We start from the raw sequence: 1,582 nt of genomic DNA on the forward strand, positions 1-1,582 counted from the left end.
ACGAGTCCCAATATCAATGGGCAATACTGGAATATCAACGGCTCACGCACAACGCTGGACTAGGGAAATTATGAGGGGATCCGTCAGCGCTTCAATAACCGGCGCAGCTTTGCTGCGTCCGGCGCCGAAGGCGCGAAGTTGATTGACTTGTTATGAGTAAATCTTACGGGAGCACCACTTTATTGGCTAACTCTTTTTTGTCTGTCCAGCAGCTACTGATGTTTTTTTGCTTACACCTAAGATAAGCCTTTTCTCCTAGTAGCCTTTTTGTTTTTTGGAGATTCTCCCATTGAACGTTCTCACCGCGTTTAGTGTTGTCTCTCCATTTAAGGAAATAAATTTTATCGGCCTCTTCTACATCGGAACGGTAGCTTGCGACATCATGTGGCTCAGCTTTTTGAGCTACGACTGCATTCTGAGGGATAAAATTGTTAAACTCTTTAAAGAAGTTGAAAGGTTTGAAAGGGTTATCCGGGTCATACTCAAGGCCCAGAGCCTCGCATAGCTTTTTATAATTTTCGCGATCTAGTTGAGGGTCAATATTAAAACCTTTTTCAACAGCTAGCTCAAAACTAAAATTGGCAGTTTTAACGCCAAATAAGAGAACAAATGGGTTCTCGTCTATGAAGAAAAAAACATCAAATACCGCTTTACCAGATTTATATTCAAAACGATATCGTTCAATTTGTTGTGTAGCCATACTCTTATAGAGCTTGGCTAATCCATCCAGCTTCACAGTTTCTTCCTTTTATTCATAACGCCCACATTAAGCGGACTAAAATTGTGTGCCAAACTTGTTGAGGAACGAAACATGGCACGCTGTTTTAGTTCCGACTTAAATTGACTTGTTATGTTCTATTCCCAGAGGGGGTTCTCTATAATGACTTCAAAATCATTTTCTATTAATAATTCAGAAAAATGGTTCACATGTGCTGAGCCACACACAACAAGAACAGGAGTTTTTGTAATTTTTTTAATACGTCTTAGCCACTCTGCCTCTCGCGCTCGAAATCCAGCTTCCATTCTTGTCTCGAAATCAACTAACGCCGCACTCTCACGAATCCCCTCATAATTTCCAATAAAAACAATGAGTAGACGCGCATCGCTCATTCTGATCTAATGAATTTCGCCAAAAACACACCTTATCAAATGAATTTAATAGGAATTCCTAACGATGCGCGATATTCAAATTCTACAGCAAACACTGACAGAACAATGCCCTAATATTCACAAAAAACGACTGAGCTCTCTGATACTTGCCACTAAAAGCGTGCTCAATGGCGCTGATTTAACCTTAACCAAGCTTGGCAGAAAACTGGATTCCAACACCACGGTTAAGCATGCCATTAAGCGTGTCGATAGGCTGCTCGGTAACCCACATTTACACCGCGAAAAAGACTCCATTTATAAGTGGCACGCCCACTTAATTACACGGGCTAATCCCTGTCCTATTATTCTTGTTGACTGGTCTGATGTGCGTGAGCAACTTCGTTATATGACCCTTCGGGCGTCCATCGCACTCGATGGCCGAGCGGTTAAGATTTACGAACAAGTCTTCGAATATAAGCACTATCATTCACCG

General features: G+C 41.7%; 2 protein-coding genes and 1 pseudogene. 1 reads left to right on the plus strand and 2 read right to left on the minus strand.

Features of this window, described 5'->3' with window-relative positions; all coding sequences use genetic code 11:
* Nucleotides 1-163: 163 nt before the first annotated feature.
* Together D1Z90_RS20535 and D1Z90_RS20540 are read right to left on the minus strand one after the other, a co-directional pair.
* Entirely contained in the window at nt 164-736 is a 573-nt protein-coding gene (locus D1Z90_RS20535) for a DUF6037 family protein (RefSeq protein ID WP_119912633.1), read from the minus strand.
* A 119-nt stretch (nt 737-855) separates the two neighbouring features.
* Nucleotides 856-1,110 carry a hypothetical protein gene (locus D1Z90_RS20540; protein ID WP_119912634.1) on the minus strand — a complete coding sequence of 85 codons (255 nt, stop codon included), beginning with the start codon at nt 1,108-1,110 and terminating at the stop codon, nt 856-858.
* 64 nt (nt 1,111-1,174) lie between these two features.
* Here D1Z90_RS20540 and D1Z90_RS20545 point away from each other — a divergent pair.
* A pseudogene (locus D1Z90_RS20545) lies at nt 1,175-1,582 on the plus strand (IS4 family transposase); the annotation flags it as partial.

The organism is Motilimonas pumila, assembly GCF_003596335.1.
Classification (GTDB): Bacteria; Pseudomonadota; Gammaproteobacteria; order Enterobacterales; family CBDFNC01; genus Motilimonas; species Motilimonas pumila.

Bases quoted from the DNA above. Each gene is read 5' to 3' on its own strand.
- D1Z90_RS20540 (WP_119912634.1), bottom strand. From the start codon at position 1,110: ATGAGCGATGCGCGTCTACTCATTGTTTTTATTGGAAATTATGAGGGG.